Below are 21,904 nucleotides of genomic sequence, written 5' to 3' on the forward strand. Positions count from 1 at the left end.
AGTGGGCGAGGGCGACGGGACGGACGAGGCGGCCGGGACGCGGCGGGACGCGGGGGCGACGCGGCGCGACGAGGCCCGGGTGCCGGGGCCGCGGGGTGCGGCGGAGACGCGCCGGGACGGGCCCGCGGGGCCCGCCGGGCCCGCGGGACCGCCGGGATCGGCGGGCGGGTCGCTGATGCGGCTCCCGGCGGAGCTCGCCGCGCGGTACGAGGCCGTCGCGGAGCTGCCGGTGCAGGGCGCGGAGTCGGACCTGCTGCTGGTGCGGGACGCGCGGGGCGCCGAGCACGTCGTGAAGATCTTCCGGCGGGGCTACCGGGCGGACCGCGACGTGTGGGCGAAGCTCCCGGAGCTGGGGTCGCCGCACGTGCTGCGGATCCTCGAGACGGGGCACGCGGACGGGCGCGACTTCGAGGTGACCGCGTACGCGCCGGGCGGCAACCTGCGGGCCCTGATGGACGGCCCGCTGCCGCCGGACGCGGTCGCGGACGTCGTCGCGCAGCTCGCGGACGGTCTCACGGCGCTGCACCGGGCGGGGATCGTGCACCGCGACCTCAAGCCCGAGAACGTGCTCGTCCTGGGCACGGGTCCGCTGCGGCTGGCGATCGCCGACTTCGGCCTGAGCAAGGTGCTGGAGCAGAGCGTGGTGTTCGCCTCGTCGTCGCGGACGCTGGCGTACGCGGCGCCGGAGTCGCTGTCGGGGCAGGTGTCGCCCGCGCGCGACTGGTGGTCGCTCGGCATGATCGTGCGGGAGCTGGCGACGGGGCGGGCGCCGTTCCGCGGGCTGAGCGAGACGGTGGTCGTCGACCATCTCGCGACGCGGCCGGTCGGCGCGGACGACGTCGCGGACCCGCGGCTGCGGCTGCTGTGCCGGGGGCTGCTGGCCCGCGATCCGCGCCGGCGCTGGACGGGCGAGCAGGTCGCGGCGTGGCTGGAGGGCGGGTCTCCCCCGGTCGCCGAGGAGGCGGCGGGGCCGGAAGCGGGCACCGGGCTGCCGTTCAAGGGACGCCGGTACGCGCGGCGGGACGAGCTGGCGCGGGCGCTGGTCGCGGAGTGGGCGGACGCCGCGCAGTACTTCTTCGGGCGCGGTGAGAACGGCGAGGCGTGGCGGAGCCTGCGCGCCTGGCTCGCCGGCCTTCCCGACGACGGCACCATCGAGCTGGTCGACGGCCCGCTGACGGCGGACACCGGCCCGGACGTGAAGCTGCTGCACCTGGTGCGGTGGCTCGACCCGGGCCTTCCGCCGCACTACCTCGGCCGCCGGGTGACGGCCGACGACCTGCGGATGCTGCCCGCGTACGTCGAGAACGCGGGGCCCGAGCACCGGGTGGCGTGCCGGCTCGTGCGGGAGCTGTGGCGGCACGGCCTGCTGCGGGAGCTGGCGGGGTTCGCGGGCGGGGCCGATCTGGCCGCGGTGGACGAGCAGTGGCGGGCGCACGCGGCGGCGTGGAACGAGCTGGCGCGGTGGATCCGGGCGCAGGACGCGCCGCCCCCGACGCTGGCGGCGCGCCTGCCCGACGCGGGGGCGGACGACCCGCCGCTCGTGCTCGCGACGCTGCTGGCCCTGGCGGCGCATCCGGCGGACGTCCGCCGGAACCTCGCGGAGAGCCTGGAGCGGGCCCGCGCCCGGACGGCGGCCGAGCCGGTGCCGTGGTTCGCGTGGCTGGCCGACGGGGCGGGCGACGACCCGCTGCGGACGCTGGCGGTGCTGCTGGCGGCGCCGGAGGCGGTCGTCGAGATCGAGGCGGCGAAGCGGGCGCGGCGCGCGGAGGCGGAGCGGTCGGAGGCGCTGCGGACGCAGCGGGACGAGCGGGAGCGGATGCGGCTCGCGGGGCGCGGCTCCGCCGTCCGGCGGGCGGTCCTCTGGACGCTGCCGCTGCTGGCCGTCTGGCTGTTCGGCTCGTGGGTCGTGGGCGCGCTGTTCGGCGGTGGCTCGGACGACGGTACGAGTTCGGTGGGCGGGTTCCAGCGTTCGTCGGGTGTCCCGTTCGGTTTCCTGGCGGTGCTGTCGGTCGTGGTGTGGGGCGTGCAGTGCGGCGCCGAGGTCGCGCTCGCGCGCGCGCAGGGCGCGGACTACCTCCCGCACGGGCCGTGGGCGATGTTCTCCAAGGCGCTGGGCGCGGGCGGGCGCGGGCTGTCGAAGGCGTCGCAGACGGTGTCGGGTGCGGCGCGGCGGACGGGGCGGCGGGGCTGCGGGCTCGTGCTGCTGGCCGGGACCGTCCCGCTGCTGCTGGTCTTCCTGCTGCTGGCGGCCGTGACGCCGGTCGCGGGGCTGCTGTGGACGCTCGTGCTGATCGCCGCGCCGGTCGCGCACGGCGTCGCGGCGGGCGTCCGGCTGCACCGCTGGCGGCAGGCGCGGGGCACGGTGACGGGAGGGGCATGAGCAGCGGAGTCGAGGCCGACATCGCGCTGGACGCGGCGGTCGTGCTGAGCCTGGGGCTGAACCGGGTGCTGGGCCGCGGCGCGGGCCTGGCCGGGCGCGGCGCGGAGGCGCTGGCCGCGCTGGCGGAGGGACGCGCGGAGGCGCGGGCGGCGGCGCTCGCCGAGGTGGAGACGCAGGAGCGGGCGCTGCGCGAGGTGGTCGAGCGCAACGCGCGCATCGCCGCGCTCGCGGAGACCCGCGACCGGCTCGGCGCGGCGCTCGACCTGCCGGCGCCCCTGGCGCCGGACGAGCGTCCCGCGGCGGAGCTGACGGCGTGGTGCGCGGCGGCCGACCGGGCCCTGGACGACGCCGAGCGGGCGCTGTCGGACCGGCTGGCCGCCGAAGTTACCGCGCAGATCTTCGCCGCGCCGCCCGAGACCCCCGCCGGGGACGCCGAGCCGCGGGAGTCCGTCCCGGAGGACGGCGCCGCGGACGTGCGGCGCACGCTCGCCCGGGTGATGGCGCGGCTGCTGCCCGATGCCGGGCCGGCCGAGCGGGACGCGGTCGCGGACGCGGCGCGGCTGCTGGCGGACACCGCGACCGCCGCGGAGGCCGAGGCCGTCCTGCAGGAGGTGCGGCTGCGGATCCAGGACGCCAACCGCCGCACGCGGGAGCTGCGGGAGGCGGCGCGGCGGCGGGCGGCGGAGGCGGACGCCGCCGCGCAGGCGGAGGCCGAGCGCCGGTACGTGCTCGACTCGATCACCGCGGCGTTCGAGGACCTCGGGTACGAGGTGGAGGGCGGGTTCGAGACGCTCACGGCGTCCGACGGCACGATGGTCCTGACCAAGGGCGCCTGGCCGGACCACAGCGTCCGGATGCGGGTGGACGACGCGCAGGTGCGGGCGTCGATGATGCGGGAGCGGCCCGCGGAGAGCGAGGACGACCGGCGGGTCGACGCGGAGCGGGAGGCCGAGTGGTGCGCGGCGTTCGAGGCGGCGCGGGCCCGGCTGGCGGAGGCCGGGATCCGGTCCGACGTGGGTTGGCGGCTCGACCCGGGGGTCCGCGAACTGCCGGTGACGGCCGAGTCACGGCACACTAGGGGGCGTGCCGAGCGGCGGGAACGCCGCCGCTCGCACGGCCAGTGACGGCGCGCGGCGCCGAGTGACCGGTACGGAAGCGGAGTGGAGCGGGCCTGATGAGCATTGATTCGCCGACGCTGGGCGGACGGTTGCAGGGCTGGCCGCCGTTCATCCGCGAGCTGGACGCGACGCTGTCGGTGCATTCGCAGTACGTCCTGTCGGGCAACCTCTACGACAGCTTCCTCGCGCCGCCCGTGCAGGCGGGCGGCCCGGCGCGGCTGCTGCCGCTGCGCGACCTGCTGTGGGAGACGCTGCGGGCGAGCGGCGCGTCGTTCATGGTCGTGTACGACCCGGTGGACGGGCTGCAGGTCTGCCCGGACGACGGCGACGAGCTGTCGGACGAGGCGAAGCGGGCCGCCGAGCGGCTGATGGGGCGGCTGAAGGCCGACGACAAGCCCTCCCTGGAGGCGCTGACCCGGCACATGGCGGCGGTCGTGCGGCCGCAGGAGAACGTCCGCGCCGCGTTCGTGATCGACTCGGCGTCGCGGATCGCGCGGACGCCGACCGACCTGGAGCCCGCCGAGCGCGACTTCTTCCGGTTCAGCGCGAAGCTGTCGCGGACGGCCCGTCCGGTGCGGGTGGTCGGGGCGCGGCCGAAGCCGCTGTACAACCCGGTGGTGTGGCTGGTGGAGCGGCCGGGCGACCTGCCGCCGTGGATGACCACCGACAACGAGACGATCCGGGAGATCACGATCCCGCGCCCGCACCTGGGCGACCGGCAGGAGACGGCGCGGCTGCTGGCGCGCGCGTTCGGGGTGAGCGACGTCGGCGCGGACCAGGCCGCCGCGGACGCGTGCGACGCGTTCGCCGAGCAGGCCGACGGGCTCACCCTCCAGTCGATGATCGAGGTGACGCGGCTGGCGAAGGAGCGCAACGTCGACCTGGCGGACCTGCCGGACGCCGTCCGCACCTACAAGCTCGGGGTGCTCGACAACCCGTGGAGCCGCGGGCACCTGCGGCGCCGGGTGCTGGAGGGCGAGAAGCGGGTCCCCGAGCGGGTGATCGGGCAGCCGCAGGCGGTGACGAAGACGCTCGACATCCTCAAGCGGGCGGTGCTGGGGCTGTCGGGGGCGCAGGCGACCCGCTCGGGGAGCCGTCCGCGGGGCGTGCTGTTCTTCGCGGGCCCGACCGGCACCGGCAAGACGGAGCTGGCGAAGGCGGTCACCGAGCTGATCTTCGGGGACGAGTCGGCCTACCTGCGGTTCGACATGAGCGAGTTCTCCGGCGAGGGGTCGGGCGACCGGCTGATCGGGGCGCCGCCGGGCTACGTGGGGCACGAGGCGGGCGGCGAGCTGACGAACGCGGTCCGCGAGGACCCGTTCCGGGTGATGCTGTTCGACGAGATCGAGAAGGCGCACCCGCGGATCCTCGACAAGTTCCTGCAGATCCTCGAGGACGGGCGGCTCACCGACGGCCGCGGCAACACCGTCCACTTCTCCGAGTCGATCCTGATCTTCACCTCGAACCTCGGGATGTACGTGCCGGGCCGCGACCTGACGACGCCCGGCGGCGCGGCGTACGCGACGGCCAACCGTGTGCAGAACATCACTCCGGGGATGTCGTACGACGAGGTCGCGCAGCGCATCAAGGCGGCGGTCGCCGAGCACTTCACCGAGGTGCTGAACCGGCCGGAGCTGCTGAACCGGTTCGGCGACAACATCGTCGTGTTCGACTTCATCTCCGCCGACGCCGCGCACCAGATCTTCGACCTGCAGTTCGCGAACATCTGCAAGCGCGTGTCGGAGGAGCACCGGCTCGACCTGACGATGGAGGACGACGCGCTGGAGACGCTGCGGGGCTGGTGCACGGCCGAGCTCGACAGCGGCGGGCGCGGCATCGGGATGGCGCTGGAGTCCTACTTCGTCAACCCGCTGGCGCGCGCGCTGTTCGACCGCGAGCTCGTCCCCGACGAGCCCGTCACCGTGTCCGGGATACGCCGGGAGGGCAGTATCGTGCATCTGGACCTCCTGTGACGGGCGGCGGCGCCTCACCTTCGCTGCTGCTCGCCAAGGCGCACCATCCGGTGACCGCGCTCGGCCCCGGGACCCGCGCCGGCATCTGGACGCAGGGCTGCACGCTGCACTGCCCCGGATGCCTGTCCCGGGACACCTGGGACGCCGATCCGGGCAAGGCGGTGCCGGTCGAGTCGGTCCTCGGCTGGCTGGCCTCGCTGCCCGGGCCGGTGGACGGGCTGACGGTCTCCGGCGGTGAACCGTTCCAGCAGCCGGCCGCGCTGGCCGCACTGCTGCGCGGGGTCCGCGCATGGCGGGACGCCCCCACGCGTGAGACGATTAGGTTCGACATATTGGTCTACAGCGGATATGTCTACTCTCGGCTCGCGAGGTCCCGCGAGTTTCGGGAGATCCTGGACATGTGCGACGCCGTGATCACGGGCCCATATGTCGACCGGCTCAACCCGAGGGGGCGAAACCCCGAGGGCGGCTCCCTACTCTGGAGGGGGTCGGCCAACCAGCGCGTCGTGCCGCTGTCGCCGCTCGGGCGGGAACGGTACGGGGCACTGGCCGACGACGGGAAGATCGAGGAAGGCGCTGGGCCCAGAGTGCAGGTGTCCGTGGACGAAGGGCCGGAGGGAAGGCGGGTGTACTACATCGGGATCCCGCGAAGGGGCGACATGGAGCACCTCACGTCGAGGCTCGAACGCGCCGGAGTACGCTCGGGGGAAGTGTCATGGCGAGCTTGAACTGTCCAGTCTGCGGTGAGCAGTCCCAGCCCGGGGATCTGGTCTGCATGAGCTGCGGCGCGAATCTGGCGCGAGCCGGGGGCGGGTCGCAGTACGGCGCGCCCCAGCACGGCGCTCCGCCGCACGGCGCGCCCCCGCAGGGCGCCCCTCAGCACGGCGGGCCGCCGCACGGCGCCCCGCAGTACCCGGACCAGTACCAGCAGGCGCCCCAGCAGCAGGCGCCGCCGCAGCACCAGGCCCCCCAGGACCAGTGGGGCGCACCGCAGCAGCAGGCCCCGCAGCAGGACCAGTGGGGGCCGCCGCAGCAGCAGGCGCCGCAGAACGACCAGTGGGGCGCACCGCAGCAGCAAGCCCCCCAGAACGACCAGTGGGGCCCGCCGCAGCAGCAGGCCCCGCAGCAGGACCAGTGGGGGGCGCCCCAGCCGCAGGCGCCGCAGAACGACCAGTTCGGTCCGCCCGGCCCGCAGGGCGGCGGTCCCGGCGGGATGCAGGCGCCGCCGCAGCACCAGGCGCCGCCGAACGACCAGTGGGGGGCGCCCCAGCCGCAGGCCCCGCAGCAGGACCAGTGGGGCGCACCGCAGCCGCAGCAGCCGGGCCCGCCCGGCCAGGACCAGTTCGGTCCCCCGCAGGACCAGTACGGGCCGCCCCAGGACCAGTTCGGCCCGCCGCAGGACCAGTGGGGCGCGCCGCAGCCGCAGGCGCCGCAGCAGGACCAGTTCGGTCCGCCGCCGCAGCCGGACCACCGGCCGCCGATGCCGCCGCCGCACGGCCGGGAGCAGACGCTCCTGCCGCCGGAGCAGCAGCACGGCGGCCCGCACGGGGGTCCGCCGCGCAGCGACAGCACGGCGATGATGTGCCCGTACTGCGAGGCGGTCCTGTCCAGCCCGGGCGCCGCGCAGTGCGACCAGTGCCTCCGTCCGCTGCCCGGCGGCGGGCAGCAGGGCACGCCCGTCCTGCGGGTGCAGTTCCCGACGGGCGAGCTGAAGGTGTCGGTGGGCCAGCACCTGGTGCTGGGCCGGGACGCCGGGCAGTCGCCGGTCGCGTCGACGTTCACGCAGTACGACAACGTGTCGCGGCGGCACTCGACCGTGTGGCTCGACCCGTCCGGGACGGCGTGGGTGCGCGACGAGGGCTCCACGAACGGGACGTTCGTCAACGGCGAGCGGCTCCCGCGCGGGGTCGAGGCGCCGCTGAAGAACGGCGACCAGCTCCGCCTGGCCGCCGACGTGACGGGCAACGTCCAGCTCAACTGACGCCGACGACCGCCGGCGTCCGCACGGACGACGGAAACGGCCCCCGGTTCCGCGAACCGGGGGCCGTTCCCTTTCCCTGCTCGGGTCAGCCGGAGCGCTTGCTGCGGGCGCGGGCGCGCTCGCGCTCCTTGGCGTCCAGGACGACTTTGCGGATGCGGACGGCGGTCGGCGTGACCTCGACGCACTCGTCCTCGCGGCAGAACTCCAGCGCCTCCTCCAGGGACAGGACGCGCGGCGGCGTGAGCCGCTCGAGCTCGTCGCCCGTCGAGGAGCGCATGTTCGTGAGCTTCTTCTCTTTGGTGATGTTCACGTCCATGTCGTCGGCGCGGGAGTTCTCCCCGACGATCATGCCCTCGTACACCTCGGTGGTCGGCCCGACGAAGAACGTGCCGCGCTCCTGCAGGTTCGTGATCGCGAACGCGGTCGCGGCGCCCGCGCGGTCGGCGACCAGCGAGCCGGACGGGCGCGTCCGCAGCTCCCCGAACCACGGCTCGTAGCCCTCGAAGACGTGGTGCGCCATGCCGGTGCCGCGCGTCTCGGTCATGAACTCGGTGCGGAACCCGATCAGGCCGCGCGCGGGGACCAGGAACTCCATCCGCACCCAGCCGGTGCCGTGGTTGGTCATGTGCTCCATGCGACCCTTGCGGACGGCGAGGAGCTGCGTGACGGCGCCGAGGTGCTCCTCGGGGATGTCGACGGTGAGCCGCTCGACCGGCTCGTGCTTCTTCCCGTCGATCTGCTTGGCGACGACCTGCGGCTTGCCGACGGTCAGCTCGTAGCCCTCGCGGCGCATGTTCTCCACGAGGATGGCGAGGGCCAGCTCGCCGCGGCCCTGCACCTCCCAGGCGTCCGGGCGGTCGGTCGGCACCACCCTGATCGACACGTTGCCGACCAGCTCGCGCTCCAGCCGGTCCTTCACGAGGCGGGCGGTGACCTTCGTGCCCTTCTCGCGGCCCGCCATCGGGCCGGTGTTGGTGCCGATCGTCATCGAGATCGCCGGCTCGTCCACCGTGATGAGCGGCAGCGGGCGCGGGTCGTCGGGGTCGGCGATGGTGTCGCCGATCATGATCTCCGGGATGCCGGCGAGCGCGATGATGTCGCCCGGCCCGGCCTCGTCGGCGGGCTTGCGGGTCAGCGCCTCGGTCATCAGCAGCTCGGTGATCTTGACGCGCTCGACGCTGCCGTCGCGGCGGCACCACGCGACCTGCTGGCCCTTCTTGATCGTCCCGGCGTGGACCCGGCACAGCGCGATGCGGCCGAGGTAGCTGGACGCGTCCAGGTTCGTCACGTGCGCCTGCAGCGGCGCGTCCGGGTCGTAGGACGGCGCCGGGATCGTCTCGGTGATGACCGAGAACAGCGGCTCCAGGTCCTCGCTGTCGGGCAGCTCGCCGTCGCCGGGCTTGGTCAGCGAGGCGCGGCCGGCCCGCCCCGACGCGTAGACGATCGGGAAGTCGATCTGCTCCTCGTCGGCGTCGAGGTCCATGAACAGCTCGTACGTCTCGTCGACGACCTCGTCGATGCGCGCGTCCGGCCGGTCGGTCTTGTTGACGACCAGGATCACCGGGAGCCGGGCCGCCAGCGCTTTGCGGAGCACGAACCGGGTCTGCGGGAGCGGGCCCTCGCTGGCGTCCACCAGCAGGACGACGCCGTCCACCATGGACAGGCCGCGCTCGACCTCGCCGCCGAAGTCGGCGTGGCCGGGGGTGTCGATGATGTTGATGGTCATCCCGCCGTGCCGGACGGCGGTGTTCTTCGCGAGAATGGTGATGCCCTTCTCGCGTTCGAGGTCGTTGGAGTCCATGACGCGGTCGTCGACGTCCTGGTTCTCGCGGAAGGCACCGGACTGCCAGAGCATGGCGTCGACCAGCGTCGTCTTGCCGTGGTCGACGTGGGCGACGATCGCGACGTTCCGGAGGTCGTCGCGCGTGGAGATGGGCATGCGGTCTCGCCTTGCGTGAGAGTTCGGGAGTCGCCGCAGACGCGCGGCCGTTCCATTCTACTTGCCGCTGTCCGCTTCCTGCCGTCCTCGCCGCGGTCTCCGCGCCCCGCGCACCGCCCCCGGCCGCGTGATCCGCACCACGCTCGACTTAAACCTCGATTGGCCATCTTTGCCTGATGTTTGTAATCTCCCGATGATCCGGCCGTCGAGAACCGGCCGTCGACGAGAGGAGACCCCGGCCTTGACACCGGACCATCTCCGGCGCAGGCGCGCCCCCCGTACCGGGGCGGCGTCCGCCGCCGCGGCGACGATGTTGCTGATCACCCTCGGTTCGACCGCGCCCGCGGCGCACGCGGACCCGTCCCCGCCGCCGTCCGGCTCCCCGAGCCCCCTCCCGACGACGGTGGACGGGCTGAAGAAGGAGCTCGACAAGCTGCAGGAAGAGGCGGAGATCCTCACCGAGCAGTACAACAAGACCCGCGTCGAGCTGAAAGCGGCGAAGAAGGCCGAGCAGGACGCCGCGCGGAAGGCCGCGGCGCTGCGGGCGCGGGCCGAACCGGCCCGGCAGCGGCTCGGCGAGATCGCCGCCGCGAACTACAAGGGCGGCCGCCCGGACGTCCTGTTCATGATCGACGGGACGGCGGAGGGGCTCGCTGCGTCCGCCTACCTGGCGCAGCGCCAGGTGGACACCGTCGCGGCCCTGGAGAAGCAGGTCGCGCAGGCCGAGGCGGCCGAGAAGGCCGCGCACGCCAAGACCGCCGAGGTCGAGAAGGCCGCCAAGGCGTCCGAGGAGGCCCGCGGACGCGCCAAGGCCAAGGTCGACGAGGTCCTCAAGCGGCTCGAGAAGCTCACCACCACCAACGCCTACAGCCCCCGCACCGGCCTCAAGGCCGCCGTGAAGGGCACCGGCCTGCCCGCCGAGATGGCCCGCAAGGCCGTCGGCAAGCTCGGCGCCCCGTACGTGTGGGCCGCCGCCGGGCCGAGCAGCTTCGACTGCTCCGGGCTGGTCGTCTGGGCGTACGCGCAGGTCGGCAAGTCCGGCCTGCCGCACTACACCGGGGCGCTGTACGGGCTCGGCACCAAGGTGTCGCGGAACGAGCTGCGCTCCGGCGACCTCGTGTACTTCGGCGGCAACCTGCACCACATGGGGATCTACCTCAGCGACGGCAAGTACCTGCACGCGCCGCAGACCGGAGATGTGGTGAAGATCTCCCGCCTGTCGGAGCGCTCCGACTACGCGGGCGCCAACCGGATCGGCTGACGCCGCCCGTCAGCCGAGGCCCTCCCGGGCGAACACGTCGATGACCGGCCGGTCGCCCGGGAGCCACTCCACGTCGTACAGCTCGCCCGGCGCGAGCCAGCGCAGCGCGAGGTGCTCCAGCGCCCGCGGCTCCCCCTCGGTGATCCGCGCCGTCCACACCCGCAGCACGGCGCGGTCGCTCAGCCGCCAGTCGCCGCCGATCCGCCGGTCCGGCCGGATCCCGACCGCCAGCTCCTCGCGGCACTCCCGGACGAGCGCGTCGGTGTCGGACTCGCCGGGGTCGACCTTGCCGCCGGGCAGCTCCCAGCCACCCGCCATGTGGGCCGGCTCGGCCCGCTGGGCGGCCAGCAGCCGCCCGTCCGCGATGATCGCCGCACCCACCACGATCAGGTCGATGGGAACCAGCCCCTTCCTCGTCTCACTCTGAGACGGCCGCCTCGGCCCGGCCGGTTCCGCCCGCCGCACCGTCCGCCGCGCCCGCCGTCCCGTCGGGCGCGCCCGCGTGCCCGCGGACGTCCGCGACGAGCCGCACCGCGTCCCGGACGATCTCCTCCAGGTGGTCGCCGTGGGCGCCGCGCCAGTACACCTGCCCGCACCGCTCGCACCGTCCGTAGACGTCGTAGCTGCGGCGCGTGCCCGCCTCCAGCTCCCGCTCGATCTCGGTCTTGTCGACCGCGACGAGCCCGCCGTTGCAGGCGGTGCAGCGCGTCCACGGCCGCAGCGCGGGCGCGAACCGCTCGAGCATGTCGCGGAGCTGGTCGTCCGGCCGGGAACCGCGGACGTACGCGCCGAACCACAGCGCGCGGCGGCGCAGCAGCCCCCGGTCCTGGGTCAGCAGGACGCGCCCCTCCTCGTTGGCCTGCACGACGAGGGCGGGGTCGTCCATGTCGTTGTGGTAGGCGGTGTCGAGGCCGAGCAGCCGCATCCGGCGCGCCAGCGTGCCGAGGTGCACGTCCAGCAGGAACCGCGGCGCGACTTGGGCGGGCTCCAGCGGCACCGGCTGCGGGCGCGGCACGGCGCCGACCAGCACCTCGTCGCCGTCCCGCGGGCGGAACGCGGCGTCGACCGGCTCGCCGCCGACGGTCATGGGCCCGACCTCGGGCAGCGGCACGCCGAGCGACTCCACCAGGTGCCCCAGCGTCGACGTCCCGTCGTACGGGACGCGCCGGACCGGCTCGCGCCGGGCGGCGGGCAGGAACATCAGCAGTTCGTCGGCGACTCGGATCGTTATCTCGGCGTCCACGCGGTCAGCATGCCACGCGGCACCCCCGTTTCCTTCCGGAATATCCGGCGCCGCGTCCTACTCCTGCGCGGCCGCCTGGAGCTGCCGCTGCAGTTCCGGCTTCGCCAACGGGCGCGTCGAGCCGATCCAGTCCGACCGCTCGTACGACTGGACGGCGATCGCGGGCACGCACGTCGAGCACCGCGCGACGATCATCTTGCCCTTCGAGATCACCATCCCGACGTGCCCCGGATTGTCCGCGGACGTCCCCGGCCCCGAGTTGAAGAACACGAGGTCGCCCGGCTGCTCGTCGCCCTTCCCGACCTTCTTGCCGAACGGCCACTGCTGGAACGTCGTCCGCGGGATCGACAGCCCCACCTGCCGGTACGCCGCCTGGATCAGGCTGGAGCAGTCCCAGGCGTCCGGCCCGTTCGCGCCGAACACGTACGGCTTGCCGCGCTGCGCCATCGCGAACTCGATGATCTCCTTGACGACGCCGTCGAGCCCGGCGGGCAGCTCGTTGTCCTCGCAGTTCACGCCGTTGCTCTGCACGACCTCGAAGTTCCCGCCGGCGTACTTCCCGGCCCAGTCGAGGACGAGGTCCACGTAGTCCCACGAGTGGTTGTAGGCGAAGATCGCGTCCCGCATCCGGTCCGGCGCGCCGCTGGCCTTCAGGTACGCGGCGGCCGACGGGATCGCGTCCACCGGGTCGTACCGGTCCTTCTTCCCGTCGTCGTTGCCGTCGACCCCGTACGACTTGAACGTCGCGGCGAGGAACTGCATCGGGCCGCCCGCGCCCGCGTAGTTCTCCCCGCTGCTGACGCCCGGCAGCGTCGACCGCCCGTGGTCGGTCTCGACCTTCCCGACGCCCGCCAGGACGTTCCACGGGATCCCGTAGTCCTTGCCCGCCCGCCGGTACAGCTCGAGGAACGCGCCGGGGATCGCCTCCGCGTCGCGCGCGGCGGCGGGCTGCGCCCCCGCGCCCGACGTGTCCGTGCACCGGGACCCCGCCCCGCCGCCGAACATGAACTGGCTCGCCCCGAACAGCACCGGGACGAAGATCAGCGCGACGAACAGCAGGCCCGCCGTGCCGAGCGCGCCCGCGAACAGCAGCCGCCGGGCCGTCATCCCGTGTCACCCTCCTGACCGGCGTCCGCCGGTTCGAACGCGTACACCCGCAGCGATCCGCCGTCCCGCACCACCGTCACCGCCCACCGCTTGTTCTCGCCGGTCTCCTTGCCCCCCGCGGTGACCGTCTGCGTGCCGGTCACCAGAAAGATGATCGAGTTGTCGCCGATGTCGCGGACCCGGTCGAGCGACGCCGTCCCGGTCGCGACCGTCCGGTCCTGCCGCCGCTGCGCGACGAGCCCCGCCGAGGCGTGCGCCCGCGCCAGCTCGCCGCGCAGCTGCTCGGTGACCAGCGGCGACAGCCGCTCGTCGTACTTCCGCGGTTCCTCGTCGTACCGGTACGTCGCGTACGCGGCCACGAACTTCTGCGCCACCTCGGCTGCCGTCGCGAACTCCGCCCGGGAGAACGGCAGCAGCCGGTAGAGGTCGAAGTCGTCCGGGTTCACCGCCGTCCGGATGCCCGGCGGCGGCGACGCGGGCTCGGACGGCGCGGGCGCCGCGGCCGTCGGCGCGCCGTCCGGCTCGCCGGTCGCCCGCTCGGGCCCGGCGACCGTCAGGTACACGCCGACCGCGGCGAGCACCGCCACCAGCCCCGCGAAGACGATCTTGCGTTGCCGATCGTCGAGGTTCATCACTCGTCCCGGCCCGGCTCACCGGACGAGCCCCCGGCCGGACGCAGCCAGAACGGCAGCGGCGGCTCGTCGCCGGGCGAGCGCCGGCCCCAGAGCGGCGGCGGCGCCTGCCGACCGCCCCCGCCACCGGACCCACCGGACCCGCCGGGCGCCGGGGCGGCGCCACCGCCGCCCGCGCCGGCGCGCGGCCTGGGCACATTTGACGCCGGGTCGCCGCCGGACCGCCCCGGCCCGGAGCGTCCCGAACCGCCGCCGGACCCGCCGGAGGCGCGGGAGGGCGCGGAACCGCCGCCTGTGCCCCCGCCGCCGCGCTGCGGGGCGCCGCCCGACCGTCCGCCGCCGGCGAACCAGCCGCCGCCACCGCCGGACCCGCCGCCGTTGCCACCGCCGCCGCCGTTGCCGGAGCCGGTGCCGCCGCCCGTCCACGAGGTCGGGCGCGGAGTGCCCCGCCCGGCGCCGCCGCCGTCCGAACCGCCGCCGTCCGAGCGTCCGCGCGTCCCGGACACGCCGCCGCCGCGCGCCGCGATCAGGCCGCCCGCACCGCCTCCCGAGCCGCCGCCCGCGTCGGACCCGCCCGCCGCGGGCGCGTCGCGTCCCGCGCGGGACGGCAGGTTCAGCGGGGGCGCGCCGCGCCGCGACCGTCCCTGCGCCGTCCCGGCGCCGCGCGGCTTCGCCGCCAGCACCGGCGCCTCCTCCGGCGACGCGCCCTCGCCCGCGCCGGGGCCCGTGCCGCCCGCGCGGCGATCGGTCAGCGTGCCGGTGGCGGCCTGACCGTCGGCGCCCTGCGCCACGGCCGCACCGTTCTCCGCGGCGGCGTCCTTGCCGCGGCGGCCGCCCAGCCGGTACCCGGCGGCGCCCGGCACCACCGCTCCCGCGACCGCCGTCGTGCTCTTGCGCGCCTCCGCGACCGACTTGTCCAGCTGCGCCTCGCTCTTGTCGCGCGACCCCACCGCCGAGTAGCCGACCGCCGAGAACAGATGCTGGAACGGTTTGCGGTACACGAACGCGGCGCCCGTCACCAGCGCGATGAGCAGCACCTGCAGGCCCCACGGCAGCGTCTCGCCGAGGATCAGCCCGTACGCCCACAGCAGCAGCGACAGCACCCCGATGAGGGCCGCCTGCTTCAGCAGCATCGACAGCAGCAACTCGAGCCAGCGGACCGCGATCACCCGCCCGATGCCCGGATGGATCCCGATCCCGAGGAAGATCGGCCCCGCCACCAGCAGCAGCAGGAACGCGATCTTCACCACGATCAGCGCGATCGCGATGACCAGGATCAGCAGCCCCGCGACCAGCGCCGCGAACAGCGCCCCGAACGCCACCGCCAGCCGGTTCTGCCAGTTCTTGCCCTGGAACAGCGAATAGGTCTCGGGATGCTCTTCCTTGATGTTGGAGGCGACGTCCTTGTAGGCGTCGGCCTTCGCCTCCATGTCGACGTCCTCGGAGCCGTGCGTCTCCGGCAGCCCCACCGCCTGCGACCACAGCAGCCTGTCGGCGTTGTCTTTGACGATCTTCGCGTCCGGGTCCGTCGTGCCGAACTCGCCCTGCAGCCACGGTTTGCAGACGAGCGCCACCCACAGCTTGTTCGCGTTGCGCGTCGTCGCGTCCAGGTCGGCCGACTCGGCCGGATCCGGTTGCCCCTCCGGGCGCGGGATGCACTCCCCGCCCCGCGTGTCGCTCTGCGGCAGCGCCGCGTTGAACGCCGCGCTCGTCGCCTCCGACACCTTCGTCCCGAGCGTGGTGAAGTCCGCGGGCCGCGCGATCAGCCAGATCAGCGCCACCATCGCGGCGACCATCCACACGACGCCCTCGGTCACCTTGCTGGCGCGCCGCCGGACCAGGCCCCACCACGCGAGCCACATCGCACCGAGGATGACCACCCACGACCAGTACCGGGCGTTGAACGTCTCGCCGACGCCGCTGATGACGTCGTCCACCGTGCCCTTCAGCCAGCTCAGCAGCGACTCGGACGCCGCCGACTGGTACACGCTGATCGTCGTCCGGTCGATCGCCCGGACCAGCGTGAACGTGGTGTTGGCGAGGGCGTTGCCCATCATCGCCATCGCGTCCGAGCAGCCCATGTCGACCGCGTACCAGGTCTGGCCCGCGGTGCCGTACCGGTCGTAGTACGTCAGGTCCTCGGCGGACGTCTTCTGGAGCTGCTCGCTGGGGTAGCCGGGCGGCTTGATGAGCCCGTCCGCGCCCGTCCCGTACTGCTCGGGCGCGGGGTTGTCGGCGGGTGAACAGGCATCGTTCGGGTTCGACCAGGGCGGCGCGGGAATCGCCGACGCGGTCGGCGTCATGGGGCTCAGCATCAGCAGCGCCATGATCGTGAGCAGCACCGCGGAGCGGCGGGTGCGCGGACGGCGGCGCGTGCGACGCCGCCGCCTGCCGTCCGGGACGGACGGGTCGAGCCCCGCCTCCGGTGAACGCTGCAGGCGGGACGTCCGGTGGCGGGGCGGGTTCATCGACCGACCTCCTCGGTCTCGGCCCCCGCGACGGTGAGTTCGGACGACCACGGTCTGGACCGGGTCGGGTTGGTGTCCAGCCAACGCTGCAGTTCCTCGGAGATCAGGTCGACGCCGATGCGTCCCGCACGGCCGTCGAGGTCACGGAAGATGCATTCGCCGTTGCCGAGGTTGCGGAGCACGGCCTTGTGCTCGTCGGACGCCTCCACCCCGAGAAGCGCCATGACGTTGCCGACCTCCACCCGCTCGGTGGAGCGGAAGGAGAACACCGAGGACAGGCAGTTCGTCACCTGCTCGTTCAGCAGGTCTCCCGCGTTCTGGGAGACCAGGATCAGGGCGGTGTTGCGGGACCGGCCCATCCGCGACACCTCGGGGATCAGCTTGGCCCCCTCGGGCGTCGCGGTGACGGCCCACGCCTCGTCCAGGAAGATCGCCTTCGGCAGCCGCCGGTCCAGGCCGTGCATGAGCCGCCGCGCGAACTGCGACACCAGGTACATCAGCGCGACCGACAGCCGTTGCTCGTAGGAGTAGTCCTCCCGCGCGATCGTGACGTCCGGCAGCGTGAGGCCGCCGAGGGTGAACACCGTCGTCCAGCCCTCGGTGTCGATGCGCTCGCCGCCGGACGGGTCGAAGCACAGCCGCGCCAGCCGCATCTCCGACATCGACCGCAGCACCGCCCCGAGGTTCTTCGACGCCGGGTCGTCCGACGCCTCCAGGTGGTCCACGACCCGGCCGAGGGACGGCCGCTCCCCGTTCGCGACCGCGCCGACCGCCTGGATCATCGCGGACTCGCGCTCCTCCGACATGCGCGGCAGCAGCAGCCGGAGCGTCTCGGTCGCCATCGTCTTCTTCGCCGCGAGGTCGTCGCCGAACGAGAACGGGTCGAGCAGGCCGGGCGCCGCCGACCCCAGCGGCAGGATCCGCGCCCGGCGGCCCCGCGCCTTCAGCAGCTCGACGAGCGTCTCCGCGTCGCCCTTCGGGTCGATCGCCGCGACCGTCACCCCGCGCAGCGCCATCTGGTAGATGAGCAGCAGCGCCAGCGTCGTCTTGCCGCCGCCGGGCTCGCCGGTGATCGCGACGGCGGTCGGACGGTTCCGGGCCGCCGCGACCAGCGGGTCGAAGTGGACGATCGACCGCGCCCGTCCCAGCGTCTCCCCGACGTACGGGCCGATCCAGCCCTCCTGCGCGTCGTCCGGACGGTCGCCGAGGTCGACGGTCGCGACGGGCATGCCGCCCGCGATCGTCCGCAGGGGCTGCCGCTGCGCGTACGCGTTCAGCCGGATCCGGTCGCCGGGCAGCGACTCCAGGAACAGGGAGAACTGGTCGCCGGTCGAGTTGACGACGTCGATGCCGATGTCGCGGTAGTGCTCCACCACCGCGTCGACCCGCTGCGCCAGCAGGTCCTCGGTGGGCGCCGACACGATCAGCCGGTGCCACCCGTACACGAACGGCAGCCGCTCCTTGGTGATGCCGTGCTCCAGCATCCGCGCCGCGTCGATCTGCTCCGCGAGCGCGATCGGCGCCTCCGCGCCCGCCTCCCGGATGTGCTGGTCCATGTCCCGGGCGTGGGCGAGCTTCCGCGAGACGTCCTTGGACGCCTTCGCCGGCGGGATCAGCTTCATCCGCGCGCTGATCTCGACGGGGAACGGCAGCGCGTCCGCGTAGTGGAGCCACGGCTCGCCGTCCGGGAACGGCATCAGGTCGGGGAACCGCGCGAACGACAGGTACGCGACGTACGACGCGGCCGTCGCGCCGCGCCCCGCGCCGTGGTTCGGCTGCTCCACCCGCAGGTAGGAGCGGCCGTTGTGGATCGCGCCCTCCACCAGCGACTCGATCTCGCCCTTGCCCCACGTGCGCCGCGGCACCGCCGACGGCGGCGGGTCGGCGAGCGACCCCGTCACCGCGTGCTGGAACAGCCACGCCACCTCGGTCGAGGTGGCGTGCCGGGCGTAGAGGGCCGAACCGCCCAGCGCCCGTCCGATCCGCTCGGCCTGCTCCGTCCAGCGCGCGATCTCCTTCTTGTCGACCGCGTCATCGTGCACGCCAAGAGCGTTCTCGCTGCGCTTGTAGAAGCCGAGGAGCTGCGACAGGACTCCCCCGGACAGGTTCGCGCCCATCCCCCGCGGCCCCAGCCGCACCCCGAGGTAGACCTCCTTGGTCCAGAAGTCCTTGGCCCACACGTGGGCGTAGGTCTCCTCCAGGTACTCGCGCCACCCGGGGCCGCCGTCGGACGTCCGGTCCAGTGCGAGCGCCCACTCCGCGGCCGGGTACGTCCGGTGCGCGATCCGCAGGTGGACTTCCGCGTCCTGCATCCGGATGCCGGCGAGCGCGATCGTGACGTTGGTGGCGAGCGCCTCGCGCTCCTCCCCGGTGGTGAACTCGTACGACACCGTCGGCAACCGGAAGTACGCCCAGGCCGCGTTGTCGGTGAGCAGCACCCGGTCGTCGAAGTAGCGCACGGCCAGCCGGCTGGACTTGCTCATGCCGCCCTCCCGACCTCGGTCCCACCGACTGATTCTCCCGATCCGCGCCGTTCCGCGAAGGGATGCCGGAGAGAGTGTTCTTGGTCCGGGCGGTCAGCAACGTCAGTCGCCCCCGCCAGGGATGCCCGGCTCATGGCGGTCTCCGCTCGGTGCCCGCGCGGGGCGCTCATCGGGTGGCCTCCTGCTCCTGGTGAAGCTCCTGGTAACGCTCGGGCACGACGCCGAACCCGCCGGCGACCACGCCGGCGAGGGCAAGATAGGCACGCCGCGTCGGGGCGCGCAACGACTTCAGCTCGTTGCGCGGCGCGCGATCCATGCTGAGGTGATCGTCCCACGGAATCCGCACGAGGGCCCGGCACCGGCCGCGCGCCATGGCCTCCGCCTGCTCGACGTCGTCCATGCTGCGGCGACTCACCCCATTGATCACCGTGACGGCCCGCGACCGCAGCTCCTCGTACCCGTGGCCGTCCAGCCACTCGTACGTCATCGCCACCGCCCGAGGCGCGTCCGCGCTGGCCGGCGCCACCAGCACGAGCTGGTCGGCGTACGGCAGCACCCGCGCCACCACCGCCGCCGCCGCGTCCAGCAGGGTCACGGAGTAGAACCGGTCGATCGTCTTGATCGCCAGCGCGTAGTCGCGGTCGTCGAGGGCCTGCAGCGGGTTCTTGCCCGCCGCGATCACGTCGAGGCCCGACTTGGCCTGCGACGTGTACCGCCGCATCGCCGTCAGGCTGCCGACCTGGTCCGCGCGCGTGATGAGCCCGGTCAGCGTCTCGTTCGTCTCGCTGCGGGTCCGCCGCGCCAGCGCGCCCGGCCCCGGGTTCACGTCGATCGCCACGACGGGTTCGGCGTTGTACTGCGCGAACGTGTGCCCGAGCATCAGCGCCGTGACCGTCTGCCCGGCGCCCCCGGTGCAGCCGAGCACCACCACGTGCCGCGTCCCGCGGAACGGCTGCTGGAGCCGCAGCTGGTACTCGGCGTCCACGTCGCCGTGCCCGCCGCCGACGGCCTGGAACAGCCGCCGCAGCCCGCCGGCGCTCACCTCGTGCTCCGGCCCCGGCGGCGTGATCGCCGGACCCGACGGCGGGGGCGGCGGGGGCGGCGGCAGCGGCCGCGGCCGCACCGGCGACTGCGGCCCGGACCGGACGTCCCGCGGCGGCGGCTCCTCGTCCTGCGGCACCCCCGGCTCCGGCGCCGGCGGCCACATCTGCGCGTCCGTCGCCGCCGGCCGCGCCGGCTTCGACAGCCCCTTCGACCACGGCCGCGGCGCCTCGAGCCGCGGTGCCTCCGGCTCTTCCTGCTGCGCGGGCGGCCGGCCCTGCTGGGACGCCGCGGGGACCTGGTGCCCCGGCACGGGCGCCCGTCCGGCCCCGTCCGGCGCTTCTCCGGGTACCGGGGCCTGCCCGAACGTCCGCGGCGGGTCCCCGAATCCCGGGGGCCGCGCGGGCGCGGGCTCGCTCGCGGAAGCGGCCGGAACCCGCCGGTCGCCGTCCGCCGGTTCCGCCCCCTGCGGCACGGCCGGCTGCGGCCCCGTGGCCGCACGCTCGCCCTGCGGCGGAGCCGCCGGCCGAACGACCGGCCCGGGCGCAGCGTGTCCGGGCACGGCCCCGGCGGGGGAACGTCCAGCATCGGCCCCGTCAGCCCGCCCGACGGCCCGCTCGCTCTCCGTCGCCTCGGCACCCGGCTCACCCCGCTGCTGCTCCGCCGCAGGCACGGACTCGGACGGGCGCCCCTGCGACGGCACACCCTCCGCATGCGGCTCACCCGAGGCGGCCGACCGGCCCACCCCGGACGCCTGCTCTTCCGAGGCCGCAGGAGACTGCTTTCCCAGGTCGACGCGCTCGCCCCGCGGCGCACCCTCCGGACGGACGGGCGCCGAGGGCTGCTCGGCCCCTGCGGGGGAACGTCCAACATCGGCCACGTCAGCCTGCGCGGCGGCCTGCCCGACGGCCCGCTCGCTTTCCGCCGCGGCCGCAGGCACGGACTCGGACGGACGCTCCTGCGACGACAGCTCGCCTGACGGCGCACCGGACGACCAGGCCGGGCCGGTGGGCTGGTCCTGCGGCACCGCCGGAGGCTGCCCCGTGACCGCGCGCTCGTCCTGCGGCGGAATCGCCGGGCGGACGGGCGCGGACGGCTGCTCCGGCCCCGCCTGTCCCGGCGCGGCCCCTGCGGGACGAGCACGCCCGACATCGGGCGCCTCAGCCTGCGCACCCGCCTGCCCGGCGACCCGCTCGCTCTCCGGCCCCGCCTGTCCCGGCGCGGCCCCTGCGGGACGAGCGCGCCCGGCGTCGGGCGCCTCAGCCTGCGCACCCGCCTGCCCGACGACCCGCTCGCTCTCCGGCGCCTCGGCATCCGGCGCCACCCGCTCCTCCCCAGCGGCCGGGCGAACGGGCTCGGACGGACGGCCCGGCGACGACGGCTCGACTGATGGCGCGGCCGTGGGCTCGCCCGCTGGGGACGACCAGGACGGGCCCGCGGGCTGCTCGTGCGGCGCCGCCGGGGCCTGCCCCGTGGCCTTGCGCTCGTCCTGCGGCGGGACCGCCGGACGGACGGGCGCGGACGGCTGCTCGGGCCCCGCGTGTCCCGGCGCGGCCTCTGCGGGGCGAGCGCGCGCGGACGGCTGCTCGGGCGCTGCGTGTCCCGGCGCGGCACCCTGCGGGGCGGCGTGTCCGCTCGCCGGCGCCTCGGCACCCGGCGCCACCCGCTCCTCCCCAGCGGCCGGGCGAACGGGCTCGGACGGACGGCCCTGCGACGGCTCACCCGCTGGGGACGACCACGACGGGCCCGCGGGCTGCTCCTGCGGCGCCGCCGGGGGCTGCCCTGCGACCGCGCGCTCGCTCTGCGGCGGGGCCGCCGGGCGGACGGGCGCGGGCGGCTGGGCCTGCGAGGCGGCGGGCGCGGACGGACGGGCTTGCTGCGGGCGTCCCGGCATGGACTCGGCCGCGCCGGGACGCTCGCCCTGCGGCGGCGGTCCCGGGCGCGAGGCGGCGGGCGGGCGCCCCGGGGCGACGCGGCGGTCGGGCGGGCGCGGGACTGGCGCGCCGGGGTGGCGCGGCTGGGCCTCGTTGACGAGGGGTTCGGGGGCTCCGAACGCGCCCGGGACCATCGGGATGTCGGGGCGCGTCGGGACGGGGCCGGCGACCTTCTTGTCGCCGGGCTCGCCACCGGGCGCGCCGCCGGGCGCGCCGCCGGGTGCGGCACCCGAGCCGCCACCGGACGCGGCGTCGGACCCGCCGCCGCTCGTCGCGCCGCCGGGCGCGGCGCCCGACCCGGCGCCCCCGGCTTCGCCACCGCGATGGCCCCCGCCGAGGAACCC

Annotated in this window: 16 protein-coding genes; 8 read left to right on the plus strand and 8 right to left on the minus strand. The window is 74.9% G+C overall.

Annotation, left to right across the window (positions count from 1 at the left end):
* The first annotated feature begins 1 nt into the window (after position 1).
* Genes DMH08_RS42400 through DMH08_RS18280 form a run of 5 tightly spaced genes read left to right on the plus strand, consistent with a single transcriptional unit; the run spans position 2 to position 7,452 of the window.
* Complete coding sequence (locus DMH08_RS42400; protein ID WP_125616192.1) at positions 2-2,380, plus strand: protein kinase domain-containing protein; 2,379 nt, start codon at positions 2-4, stop codon at positions 2,378-2,380.
* Positions 2,377-3,504: a hypothetical protein gene (locus tag DMH08_RS18265; RefSeq protein ID WP_026402144.1), complete on the plus strand. Its 1,128-nt coding sequence runs from the start codon at positions 2,377-2,379 to the stop codon at positions 3,502-3,504. The genes DMH08_RS42400 and DMH08_RS18265 overlap by 4 nt, the downstream gene beginning before the upstream one ends.
* Positions 3,505-3,554: 50 nt before the next feature.
* Complete coding sequence (locus DMH08_RS18270) at positions 3,555-5,471, plus strand: AAA family ATPase (RefSeq protein WP_034517659.1); 1,917 nt, start codon at positions 3,555-3,557, stop codon at positions 5,469-5,471.
* Between the two features lie 50 nt (positions 5,472-5,521).
* The gene (locus tag DMH08_RS18275) at positions 5,522-6,199 is read left to right on the plus strand and encodes a 4Fe-4S single cluster domain-containing protein (RefSeq protein WP_233617665.1); all 678 of its coding nucleotides are present in this window, start codon (positions 5,522-5,524) and stop codon (positions 6,197-6,199) included.
* 47 nt (positions 6,200-6,246) lie between these two features.
* Positions 6,247-7,452, plus strand: a complete 1,206-nt coding sequence (locus tag DMH08_RS18280; RefSeq protein WP_125616193.1) for an FHA domain-containing protein — start codon at positions 6,247-6,249, stop codon at positions 7,450-7,452.
* An 85-nt stretch (positions 7,453-7,537) separates the two neighbouring features.
* On the opposite strand, the gene typA is transcribed toward DMH08_RS18280, so the two are convergent.
* Complete coding sequence (gene typA, locus DMH08_RS18285; protein WP_026402148.1) at positions 7,538-9,391, minus strand: translational GTPase TypA; 1,854 nt, start codon at positions 9,389-9,391, stop codon at positions 7,538-7,540.
* A 241-nt stretch (positions 9,392-9,632) separates the two neighbouring features.
* Here typA and DMH08_RS18290 point away from each other — a divergent pair, with 241 nt between their 5' ends.
* On the plus strand, positions 9,633-10,652 hold the full coding sequence (locus DMH08_RS18290; protein WP_026402149.1) for a C40 family peptidase: 1,020 nt from the start codon (positions 9,633-9,635) through the stop codon (positions 10,650-10,652).
* 9 nt (positions 10,653-10,661) lie between these two features.
* Here the strand turns inward: DMH08_RS18290 and DMH08_RS18295 are convergent, their stop codons facing one another.
* The 7 genes from DMH08_RS18295 to DMH08_RS18325 form a co-directional block, all read right to left on the minus strand.
* Positions 10,662-11,033, minus strand: coding sequence for a (deoxy)nucleoside triphosphate pyrophosphohydrolase (locus tag DMH08_RS18295; RefSeq protein WP_233617667.1), 372 nt, complete (start codon positions 11,031-11,033; stop codon positions 10,662-10,664).
* A 37-nt stretch (positions 11,034-11,070) separates the two neighbouring features.
* Positions 11,071-11,895: a Mut7-C RNAse domain-containing protein gene (locus DMH08_RS18300; protein ID WP_267898558.1), complete on the minus strand. Its 825-nt coding sequence runs from the start codon at positions 11,893-11,895 to the stop codon at positions 11,071-11,073.
* Between the two features lie 57 nt (positions 11,896-11,952).
* Positions 11,953-13,002, minus strand: a complete 1,050-nt coding sequence (locus DMH08_RS18305) for a C40 family peptidase (protein WP_125616194.1) — start codon at positions 13,000-13,002, stop codon at positions 11,953-11,955.
* Positions 12,999-13,634, minus strand: a complete 636-nt coding sequence (locus tag DMH08_RS18310) for a hypothetical protein (RefSeq protein ID WP_125616195.1) — start codon at positions 13,632-13,634, stop codon at positions 12,999-13,001. Before DMH08_RS18310 ends, DMH08_RS18305 begins: the two co-directional genes overlap by 4 nt.
* Complete coding sequence (locus DMH08_RS18315; protein WP_125616198.1) at positions 13,634-16,102, minus strand: type IV secretion system protein; 2,469 nt, start codon at positions 16,100-16,102, stop codon at positions 13,634-13,636. The genes DMH08_RS18310 and DMH08_RS18315 overlap by 1 nt, the downstream gene beginning before the upstream one ends.
* Positions 16,099-18,585: an ATP-binding protein gene (locus tag DMH08_RS18320; protein WP_026402153.1), complete on the minus strand. Its 2,487-nt coding sequence runs from the start codon at positions 18,583-18,585 to the stop codon at positions 16,099-16,101. The genes DMH08_RS18315 and DMH08_RS18320 overlap by 4 nt, the downstream gene beginning before the upstream one ends.
* 166 nt (positions 18,586-18,751) lie before the next feature.
* A complete protein-coding gene (locus DMH08_RS18325) occupies positions 18,752-19,939 on the minus strand; it encodes a MinD/ParA family ATP-binding protein (RefSeq protein WP_125616201.1) in 1,188 nt (395 codons plus the stop codon).
* A 399-nt stretch (positions 19,940-20,338) separates the two neighbouring features.
* Here DMH08_RS18325 and DMH08_RS18330 point away from each other — a divergent pair, with 399 nt between their 5' ends.
* Entirely contained in the window at positions 20,339-20,605 is a 267-nt protein-coding gene (locus DMH08_RS18330; RefSeq protein WP_125616204.1) for a hypothetical protein, read from the plus strand.
* 648 nt (positions 20,606-21,253) lie between these two features.
* The coding region (locus tag DMH08_RS18335; protein WP_233617666.1) for a hypothetical protein at positions 21,254-21,904 on the plus strand (651 nt) is incomplete at its 3' end.

The organism is Actinomadura sp. WAC 06369 (assembly GCF_003947565.1).
Taxonomy (GTDB): Bacteria; Actinomycetota; Actinomycetes; order Streptosporangiales; family Streptosporangiaceae; genus Spirillospora; species Spirillospora rifamycini.

Excerpts from the sequence above, each read along its gene's own strand:
- DMH08_RS18265 (WP_026402144.1), top strand. The coding sequence starts at position 2,377 with ATGAGCAGCGGAGTCGAGGCCGACATCGCGCTGGACGCGGCGGTCGTG.
- DMH08_RS18270 (WP_034517659.1), top strand. The coding sequence starts at position 3,555 with ATGAGCATTGATTCGCCGACGCTGGGCGGACGGTTGCAGGGCTGGCCG.
- DMH08_RS18280 (WP_125616193.1), top strand. The coding sequence starts at position 6,247 with ATGAGCTGCGGCGCGAATCTGGCGCGAGCCGGGGGCGGGTCGCAGTAC.
- typA (WP_026402148.1), bottom strand. The coding sequence starts at position 9,391 with ATGCCCATCTCCACGCGCGACGACCTCCGGAACGTCGCGATCGTCGCC.
- DMH08_RS18305 (WP_125616194.1), bottom strand. The coding sequence starts at position 13,002 with ATGACGGCCCGGCGGCTGCTGTTCGCGGGCGCGCTCGGCACGGCGGGC.
- DMH08_RS18310 (WP_125616195.1), bottom strand. The coding sequence starts at position 13,634 with ATGAACCTCGACGATCGGCAACGCAAGATCGTCTTCGCGGGGCTGGTG.
- DMH08_RS18315 (WP_125616198.1), bottom strand. The coding sequence starts at position 16,102 with ATGAACCCGCCCCGCCACCGGACGTCCCGCCTGCAGCGTTCACCGGAG.
- DMH08_RS18320 (WP_026402153.1), bottom strand. The coding sequence starts at position 18,585 with ATGAGCAAGTCCAGCCGGCTGGCCGTGCGCTACTTCGACGACCGGGTG.
- DMH08_RS18330 (WP_125616204.1), top strand. The coding sequence starts at position 20,339 with ATGCGGCTCACCCGAGGCGGCCGACCGGCCCACCCCGGACGCCTGCTC.